Genomic DNA, 9,249 nt, shown 5'->3' with positions numbered 1-9,249 from the left:
CGCTGGTTGCTCATGGCACCTCCTAATGGGCCTCATTTTAAGGCTTGGAGGTGTCTACGAAACTAGGGGCGATTCAGCACCCGTAAAAACGCCTGCGTTATGTCTCATGCGGTTCACGACAAGGGGGCCGTCTAACCGCACTTCTACTCACTGTTCGCTGTCACTGCTCAGATATTTGCAGTGTCCACACCAATGTATTTATTGGTCCCTAATGAAGTAGCTTCCTTTCATGCTTTATGTGAGGGGCTTTTGGCGTTAGCCGTTAGTCCTTGCCCGGCTTAATAATGTCGTGCTCGCGCAGTTTGTTGGCGATGGTGGTATGGGACACCCCCAATCGCTTGCCCAGCAATCGGCTACTCGGGTGCTCGGAATACAGCTGTTCCAATACTGCCTTTTCGAACCGCCCGACAATCTGCTCCAGCCCGCCTTCCAGCGAGAACTCGCCCAGGGGCTGACGCACGCCGTAATCCGGCAGGCGGATATGCTCAGCCTTGACCACCCCGCCATCACACAGCGACACCGCCTGAAACAGCACGTTCTCCAACTGGCGCACGTTGCCCGGCCAGTGGTAGTGGCTCAAACGATCCATTGCCGCTGGCGCCAGGCGCGGCAGCGAGCAACCGATCTGGCGACTGGCCTGATCGAGGAAATGCTCCACCAGCGGTTCCAGCCCGTCCAGGCAATCGCGCAGCGGCGGAATATGCAGCGATAGCACGTTGAGCCGGTGATACAGATCCTGGCGAAACTCACCCCGAGCGCACAGCTCGGACAGGTCGACCTGGGTGGCGCACATCACCCGCACATCCAGATACACCTCTTCATCACTGCCAACCCGACGAAAGCAACCATCCTGCAAGAAGCGCAGCAATTTGACCTGCAAGCGCGGGCTCATTTCACCCACGCCATCGAGAAACAACGTACCTCCTGCTGTCAGCTCCAGCAGGCCGAGCTTGCCTTCCGCCCGCGCCCCTTCAAAGGCACCGGGGCCGTAGCCGAACAGTTCGGTTTCAGCCATCGACTCAGGTAAGCCGGCGCAGTTCAGCGCCATCAATGGCGACTGGCCACGAGGGCTGGCCAGATGGCAGGCCCGGGCCAGCAGTTCCTTGCCGGTGCCGGTTTCACCTTCTATTAATAGCGGTGCATCCAGCGGTGCCATTCGCCGCGCTTCGCGCACCACCGCGGCCATGACTTTCGAGCTTTGGAAAATACTGTCGAAGCCGCGCAGCTCCTGCTTGCGCACATTGTAGATTTGCTCGCCCACACGGTCGGCGCGATGCAGGGTCAGCACGGCCCCGGCCATCGCCTCGCTTTCGTCGTGTTCCAGTTGCAGCGGGGCGATATCGGCCAGGTACACCAGGCCCTTGATCTTGACCCGCAAGCCATTGATCCGCGACTTGTTGGCCCGCACCAGTTCGGGCAGGTCGAAGTCTTCGGCGTAGCGTGACAGGGAAATCCCCGGCACTTCATCCACCCGCACCCCGAGCAACTGTGCCGCCGCGCGGTTGGCCGCAACAATGCAACCGCCCATATCAATAGACAGCACCGGAAATTCCAGCGCCCCGAGCAAGGCGTTAAGCTCCATATGCCGGCGCTCGCTGGGCATCAAGCCCACACGCTTGACGCCAAACACCCCGGGGATGGTTTCAAACTTCGGACGCAAGGCCTGAAATTGCAGATTAATCAGATTGGGGCAGTACAGATAAATCGCATTGCCCTGATCACCCCCGACCTCGCCGCGCTTGACGTTGATGCCGTAGGCCACCAGCAGGTTGAGAATGTCGCGAAGGATGCCAATCCGGTTTTGGCAGTGGACTTTGATACGCATGGGCAGGGCTCAGGAATAACTAACAATGGATGTCCTATGTGGGAGCGAGCCTGCTCGCGAAGGCTCAAAGAGCGCCATTCGCGAGCAGGCTCGCTCCCACAGGGAGGTTTTCCGGCTTCAGAGGCATTTCATCGTCACGATTTTGTGACAGTTGTGCTGTCGCACAATCAAGAATGACAGCCTGCCCCTCACATCGTAACGAATACTTTACGAATAAGCGCCATCATCCCAGCATTACTGGCTTTAGGCTAGCTGCACATGACAATCACTTGAGGTATCACTAAGGCATCGCAACAACACCGAATAATAAAAACGATTTCCTTGCGGAGAGCCCCATGAAGCAAACGAAATACGTCGCCCGTGAGCCTGATGCCAATGGCTTTATCGACTACACACCTGCCGAGCACGGGGTGTGGAACACGCTGATTACCCGTCAGCTGAAACTGCTGGAAGGCCGCGCCTGCCCCGAGTACATGCAAGGCATCGAAAAGCTGGGCCTGCCCCACGACCGCATCCCGCAACTCGACGAGATCAATCAGGTACTGGGCGCCACCACGGGCTGGCAAGTTGCCCGGGTACCCGCACTGATCCCCTTCCAGACCTTCTTCGAGTTGCTGGCCAACAAGCAGTTTCCAGTGGCCACCTTTATTCGCACTCCCGAAGAACTCGATTACCTGCAAGAGCCGGATATTTTCCATGAGATTTTCGGCCACTGCCCGCTGCTGACCAACCCGTGGTTCGCCGAATTCACCCACACCTACGGCAAACTGGGGCTGCAAGCGAGCAAGGAGCAACGGGTGTATCTGGCACGCCTGTACTGGATGACCATCGAGTTCGGCCTGGTCGACACGCCGGAAGGCAAACGCATTTACGGTGGCGGGATTCTGTCGTCGCCCAAAGAAACGGTTTACAGCCTGTCTTCAGAGCCGGAACATCAGGCTTTCGATCCGCTGGAAGCCATGCGTACGCCGTATCGCATCGATATTTTGCAGCCGCTGTATTTTGTCCTGCCGGACTTGAAGCGACTGTTTGACCTGGCCCATGAAGACATCATGGGTATGGTCGAAAAAGGCATGACAATGGGCCTGCACGCGCCAAAATTCACGCCCAAGCCGAAAGCGGCTTAATCTTTTTTAGTCATCAATAAAAACTGATTTCAGGAATCCACCATGAACGCACTGAACCAAGCCCACTGCGAAGCCTGCCGCGCCGATGCCCCACAGGTCAGCGACGAAGAACTGCCGATCCTGATCAAACAGATCCCGGACTGGAACATCGAAGTTCGCGACGGCATCATGCAGCTGGAAAAGGTCTTTCTGTTCAAGAACTTCAAGTTTGCCCTGGCCTTTACCAATGCCGTGGGTGAAATCGCCGAAGCCGAAGGCCATCACCCGGGCCTGCTGACCGAATGGGGCTCGGTCACCGTGACCTGGTGGAGCCACTCGATCAAGGGCCTGCACCGCAACGACTTCATCATGGCCGCACGCACTGATGAAGTCGCCAAAACTGCCGAAGGTCGCAAGTAATGCACTTTGCCGATATTGGTCGGGTACCGGGCGACCCGATTCTCGGTTTGATAGACGCCTATCAACAGGATACCAATCCGGACAAGTTCGACCTGGGCGTGGGCGTCTATAAAGACGCCAATGGCCTGACGCCGATCCTGCAATCAGTAAAGTTGGCCGAGCAGCGCCTGGTCGATCAGCAACAGACCAAAACCTATATCGGCGGTCATGGTGACAGCCGATTCGGGCAACTGATCAGCGAACTGGTGCTGGGCGAAGACTCACCCCTGCTGGCCAGCAAGCGCGCTGCAGCGACCCAGACCCCGGGCGGTACCGGGGCCTTGCGCCTGAGCGCCGATTTTATCGCGCAATGCTTGCCGGGCCGTGGCATCTGGCTGAGCGATCCAACCTGGCCGATCCACGAAACCATCTTTGCCGCAGCCGGGCTAAAGATCAGTCACTACCCTTACGTGGGCAGCGACAACAAGCTCAATGTCGCGGCCATGCTCGAAGCCCTGGAACACGCGCCAAAAGGCGATGTGGTGCTGCTGCACGCCTGCTGCCACAACCCGACCGGCTTTGACCTGTCCCAGGCGGACTGGCTGCAGGTGCTGGACGTGGTCCGTCGTCGTGAATTGCTGCCTTTAATCGATTTTGCCTACCAGGGTTTTGGCGACGGAATGCAGGAAGACGCCTGGTCGACCCGCCTGTTCACCCGTGAACTGCCGGAAGTGCTGATCACCAGCTCGTGCTCGAAGAACTTCGGCCTGTACCGCGAACGCGTCGGTGCATTGATTGTGTGTGCCAATGACGCCGAAAAGCTGACCGACATCCGCAGCCAGTTGGCCTATATTGCGCGAAACTTGTGGTCCAACCCGCCGGATCACGGCGCGGCGGTGGTAGCGACCATCCTCGACGATGCCCAGCTGAAAAGCGTGTGGATCGCAGAAGTGGAAGCCATGCGCAGCCGTATCGCGCAATTGCGTAGCGGTTTGGTGGAAGCCCTGGTCCCGTTCGGGCTGGCGGAGCACTTTGCCCATATTAATGAGCAACGCGGGATGTTTTCGTACACTGGCCTGACCCAAGAGCAAGTCCAGCTGTTGCGCGAGAAACACAGCGTGTACATGGTTGGTTCGGGACGCGCCAATATGGCCGGGGTCGACGGCACGCGCCTGAGCCTGCTGGCCAAGGCGATTGCGCAGGTGTGTACACACTAGCCCCCCACCCTGTAGCAGCTGCCGAAGGAACGAGGCAGCTGCTACAGGGCTCTGCCTTTTGCAGCGACAGCTGCAATATGAAAAGTTCGATACAAATCCCCACAGACGCAATAAAAAGACAAATTGTCACACTCCCTCCTGTATCCTTAGCAAGCTACTTAAAACACACCTTACGAGGAGCGCGACGATGCACGAGATCCCAAACCTCCCCTTCCCAAGCCTGCACGAAACCGAGCAGCCAACCCCGCAACACACCAGTGGCGAAAACCCCGCACTGGACGAGGCTTCTGAAAGCCTGCAGGCCGAAAGCGAAGACTGACGGCGCACAATCAGACGGTGCGAAAAGCATTCAGTTTTTCACACCGTCTGACACAATCGCCCCTTATTGCGGAATCAAGCGTGACTGACATCTTCAGCGATACCCAGGCCAGCGTTCTGATCGGCACCGCCGAGAAAATGATCGACCTCTGGGAGCGCCTCAGCCCCGAAAAACAAGCCCTCCTGCTCAAACGGTTCGGCACCCAGGAAAATGCACTGGCCGCTTTAATCGCGACGCAACTGGTTACACCACTATAATCTGCACCAACCCGCTCCCCGCAGGACCCCTACCCCATGCCTGAAACACAGCGCCCCATGGCAATCACGCTGCAAGTGGTTTCCATCGTCCTGTTTACCTTTATCGGCTATTTGAACATTGGCATTCCGCTGGCCGTACTGCCGGGTTACGTGCATAACCATCTCGGTTACGGCACGGTGATCGCCGGGCTGGTGATCAGCGTGCAATATTTGGCTACGCTGCTGAGCCGGCCTTACGCCAGCCGCTACATCGATACCCGGGGCAGCAAGCGCGCCGTGATGGTTGGCCTGGCCGGCTGCGGCCTGAGTGGCGTGTTTATGCTGGTGTCCAGCTGGCTGACGAGCATGCCGGCCTGGAGCCTGGCCAGCCTGTTGATCGGCCGGCTGGTGCTGGGCAGCGCGGAAAGCCTGGTGGGCTCCGGCTCCATCGGCTGGGGCATAGGCCGGGTCGGCGCACAGAACACGGCCAAGGTGATTTCCTGGAATGGCATCGCCAGTTACGGCGCCATTGCCATTGGCGCACCTCTGGGCGTGGTCATGGTCGGCCACCTGGGGATGTGGAGCCTGGGCGTAAGCATTATTGCCCTGGGAGCGCTGGGCGTACTGCTGGCCTGGCCAAAACTGGCAGCACCCATTGTCAGCGGCGTGCGCCTGCCGTTTCTGCATGTACTGGGACGAGTACTGCCCCACGGCACCGGGCTGGCCCTGGGCTCGATCGGCTTTGGCACCATCGCCACCTTTATCACCTTGTATTACGCGACCAACCACTGGGAAAACGCAGCGCTGTGCCTGAGCCTGTTTGGCGCCAGCTTTATCAGTGCGCGTTTGCTGTTTGGCAACCTGATCAACCGTATCGGCGGTTTTCGCGTGGCGATTGCCTGCCTGAGCGTCGAAACCCTGGGCTTGCTGCTGTTGTGGCTGGCACCCAACCCGGAGTTGGCCCTGGCGGGCGCGGCCTTGAGCGGCTTTGGCTTTTCGCTGGTGTTCCCGGCGCTGGGGGTTGAGGCGGTCAACCTGGTGCCGGCCTCCAGCCGGGGGGCTGCGGTGGGTGCGTATTCGCTGTTTATCGACCTGTCGCTGGGCATCACCGGGCCACTGGTGGGTGCCGTGGCGGCAGGGTTCGGCTTTGCTTCGATCTTTCTGTTTGCGGCGCTGGCGGCGCTTGGCGGGTTGATGCTGAGTGTTTATCTGTATCGCCAGGCGCAGAACGCAAGAGCGTCCTAGCTCGCGCTCAGGGTGATTAAACCTGTGGGAGCGGGCTTGCCCGCGATGCAGACGGAGTGGTGTGCCAGGTAAAGCACGGTGATGCCATCGCGGGCAAGCCCGCTCCCACAGGACTGCTGCTGCCCTCTAGAAATCCACCTTGCCCCGCCCCGCCTTGATGTTGCCGCGCTTGGTCTTGGATTCCAGCCGACGTTTTTTTGAGCCCAGGGTCGGCTTGGTCGGGCGGCGCTTTTTCTCCACCTTGGTGGCACTGACGATCAACTCCGCCAGACGCTCCAGCGCATCAGCCCGATTCTGCTCCTGGGTGCGGTATTGCTGGGCTTTGATAATCAGCACGCCATCACTGGTGATGCGGCTGTCACGCAGCGCCAGCAACCGCTCCTTGTAAAAATCCGGCAACGACGAATTGGGAATATCAAAGCGCAGGTGCATGGCGCTCGAAACCTTGTTGACGTTCTGCCCGCCCGCACCCTGGGCGCGAATGGCCGTCAGTTCGATCTCGGCATCAGGGATATGCACGTTGTTGGAAATCACCAGCATCAAAAAAGGGTCCGTGTTCAGAGCATCAAGGATACCCCACAAACAACAAACCCGGCGCAATGGCCGGGTTTGCAGGGTTAAACACAGCGTTTATTTGGCAGAGCTGTAAGCCGCTGCCTGCGCCTGTACCGCGCGCTTGTTCTTGATCACGAAGCACAGCCACATAAAGGCCACCCACACCGGAATCGCGTACACCGACACGCGAATCCCCGGGATCAACAGCATGATCACCAGGATAAACGCTACAAACGCCAGGCAGATGTAGTTGCCGTACGGATACCACAGCGCCTTGAACAGCGGGACTTGCGCGGTCTTGTCCATATGCTGGCGGAACTTGAAGTGCGAGTAGCTGATCATCGCCCAGTTGATCACCAGGGTCGCCACTACCAGGGACATCAGCAGTTCCAGCGCATCATGGGGCATCAGGTAGTTGAGCAGTACTGCAATGACCGTCACCGCCGCCGAGGCCAGGATCGAGTTGACCGGCACGCCGCGCTTGTCGATTTTGGCCAGCACTTTCGGCGCATCGCCCTGCTGCGCCATACCCAGCAACATGCGGCTGTTGCAGTAGGTGCCGCTGTTGTACACCGACAATGCTGCGGTCAAGACCACGAAGTTGAGGATGTGCGCAGCGGTGTTGCTGCCCAGCATCGAGAACACTTGCACGAACGGGCTGCTGCTGTAGCTGTCGCCACCGGCATTCAGGGTTTCAAGCAGCGAGTCCCACGGAGTCAGCGACAGCAGAACTACCAGGGCACCGATATAGAAAATCAGGATGCGGTAGATCACCTGGTTGATCGCTTTCGGGATCACGGTGCGTGGTTTGTCGGCTTCAGCTGCGGTGAAACCGAGCATTTCCAGGCCGCCGAAGGAAAACATGATAAAGGCCATGGCCATGATCAGGCCGGTCGTCCCGTTCGGGAAGAAACCACCGTGTTCCCACAGGTTGCTGACCGAAGCCTGAGGGCCACCGCTGCCGCTGACCAGCAGGTAGCTGCCCAGGGCGATCATGCCGACAATTGCCACGACCTTGATGATCGCGAACCAGAACTCGGCTTCGCCAAACACTTTGACGTTGGTCAGGTTGATCAGGTTGATCAGCACGAAGAAGGCCGCTGCCGAGGCCCAGGTGGGGATCTCCGGCCACCAGTAGTGCACATATTTGCCGACGGCGGTCAGCTCCGACATGCCCACCAGGATGTACAGCACCCAGCAGTTCCAGCCCGACATAAAGCCGGCGAAACCGCCCCAGTATTTATGGGCAAAGTGGCTGAAAGAACCGGCAACCGGCTCTTCGACGATCATTTCACCGAGCTGGCGCATGATCATGAACGCGATAAAGCCGCAGATCGCATAGCCCAGAATCATCGATGGACCGGCCGACTTGAGCACCCCGGCCGAACCGAGAAACAGACCAGTACCAATCGCGCCACCGAGGGCTATCAGCTGGATATGACGATTTTTCAGGCCGCGTTTAAGCTCGCCCGAATGCGAGGTATTTCCACTCATTGCAAAGGTCCCACACAAGGTTTGATGTGATTCAGTGCGTTGTAACTTGAGCACCAGAGGCAGTGATCGAAGGGTCTACAACACAAATCAAACCCCAGCGCAGACGCCAGGAATCCAAGGTTGTTTCACGAGTCATGCGTCACCTGTTTGTTTTTATCTGTGACGGAATCGAACCCGCAACGCTTGTGGCATTGCGGAATTATCAAGGCGGATAGCCTTGAGGTTTTGGCCGTTCGGTGTAAAGCCGAGCGGCGCAAAATGCGCGGGTACGCAATTGAGTCACAGTTAAAACGCGGCGCATTGTACACCCGCACGAAGGCAAGATCCCATCACACAGCCGATTGCAATACGAAACAAGCCGCAATTTATGTAGGAACTGTCCTAATTCTGTAAATCTCGGAAGGTTTTCATTACAAAGGGATGATTTCAGCGGTTTAGGGTCGGTAAGTGGCTGAATTCGTATAGGTTTATTGACATGGTGTAACGATTATTTGCCACGCGAATTACGACCCGTAGCAGCTGCCATCAGCATTTCGCAGACATAAAAAAACGCCAACCCCTGGGGGTTGGCGTTTTTTGTACCGTGCTTACCGCTTACTGCGGCTTGCGACGACCGAAGCCCGGGCGCTGGCCCGAACCTGCAGGGGCACCACGACGCTTGCCCGACGGCGCATCGTCAACCAGCTTTGGCCCGTTACGGGTTGGCTTGGTTGGACGCTTGTTGATTTCGCTCGGACGCTCGGCAACTGGCGCACCACGACCTGCTGGCACACGATCAGTACGGCCGGCAGGCTTGCGCGCCGGACGAGCCGATTCATCACGAGCCGGACGGCCCGGACGCTCGCCTTCGATA

General features: G+C 58.3%; 9 protein-coding genes and 1 pseudogene. 6 read left to right on the top strand and 4 right to left on the bottom strand.

What is annotated here, in order from left to right; genetic code table 11:
* Positions 1-262: 262 nt before the first annotated feature.
* The gene (locus tag GHO03_RS22455; protein ID WP_095018923.1) at positions 263-1,825 is read right to left on the bottom strand and encodes a sigma-54-dependent transcriptional regulator; all 1,563 of its coding nucleotides are present in this window, start codon (positions 1,823-1,825) and stop codon (positions 263-265) included.
* Positions 1,826-2,160: 335 nt separating this feature from the next.
* Between GHO03_RS22455 and phhA the strand changes: the two genes are divergently transcribed.
* The 6 genes from phhA to GHO03_RS22430 all read left to right on the top strand — a co-directional run bounded on the left by phhA (position 2,161) and on the right by GHO03_RS22430 (position 6,347).
* On the top strand, positions 2,161-2,952 hold the full coding sequence (gene phhA / locus GHO03_RS22450) for a phenylalanine 4-monooxygenase (RefSeq protein WP_095002631.1): 792 nt from the start codon (positions 2,161-2,163) through the stop codon (positions 2,950-2,952).
* Between the two features lie 42 nt (positions 2,953-2,994).
* The gene (locus GHO03_RS22445) at positions 2,995-3,351 is read left to right on the top strand and encodes a 4a-hydroxytetrahydrobiopterin dehydratase (RefSeq protein ID WP_016781595.1); all 357 of its coding nucleotides are present in this window, start codon (positions 2,995-2,997) and stop codon (positions 3,349-3,351) included.
* Positions 3,351-4,547 (top strand): amino acid aminotransferase, encoded by a 1,197-nt coding sequence (locus tag GHO03_RS22440; RefSeq protein WP_153400557.1) that lies wholly within the window; start codon positions 3,351-3,353, stop codon positions 4,545-4,547. Before GHO03_RS22445 ends, GHO03_RS22440 begins: the two co-directional genes overlap by 1 nt.
* 187 nt (positions 4,548-4,734) lie before the next feature.
* Positions 4,735-4,866 (top strand): hypothetical protein, encoded by a 132-nt coding sequence (locus GHO03_RS25640; protein WP_254925257.1) that lies wholly within the window; start codon positions 4,735-4,737, stop codon positions 4,864-4,866.
* An 80-nt stretch (positions 4,867-4,946) separates the two neighbouring features.
* On the top strand, positions 4,947-5,123 hold the full coding sequence (locus GHO03_RS22435; RefSeq protein ID WP_153400556.1) for a hypothetical protein: 177 nt from the start codon (positions 4,947-4,949) through the stop codon (positions 5,121-5,123).
* Between the two features lie 36 nt (positions 5,124-5,159).
* Complete coding sequence (locus tag GHO03_RS22430; RefSeq protein WP_095002634.1) at positions 5,160-6,347, top strand: MFS transporter; 1,188 nt, start codon at positions 5,160-5,162, stop codon at positions 6,345-6,347.
* Positions 6,348-6,473: 126 nt separating this feature from the next.
* Here the strand turns inward: GHO03_RS22430 and arfB are convergent, their stop codons facing one another.
* The 3 genes and pseudogenes from arfB to GHO03_RS22415 form a co-directional block, all read right to left on the bottom strand.
* Positions 6,474-6,887: an alternative ribosome rescue aminoacyl-tRNA hydrolase ArfB gene (gene arfB, locus GHO03_RS22425; protein ID WP_088377742.1), complete on the bottom strand. Its 414-nt coding sequence runs from the start codon at positions 6,885-6,887 to the stop codon at positions 6,474-6,476.
* Between the two features lie 90 nt (positions 6,888-6,977).
* Positions 6,978-8,396: an amino acid permease gene (locus tag GHO03_RS22420; protein ID WP_095002635.1), complete on the bottom strand. Its 1,419-nt coding sequence runs from the start codon at positions 8,394-8,396 to the stop codon at positions 6,978-6,980.
* A 594-nt stretch (positions 8,397-8,990) separates the two neighbouring features.
* Positions 8,991-9,249, bottom strand: a pseudogene (locus GHO03_RS22415) (23S rRNA pseudouridylate synthase B); the annotation flags it as partial.

The organism is Pseudomonas sp. FSL R10-1339 (assembly GCF_009600545.1).
GTDB lineage: Bacteria > Pseudomonadota > Gammaproteobacteria > Pseudomonadales > Pseudomonadaceae > Aquipseudomonas > Aquipseudomonas bubulae.
The sequence above is the reverse complement of the archived record's forward strand: the minus strand, read 5'-3'. Positions and strand labels throughout refer to the sequence as shown.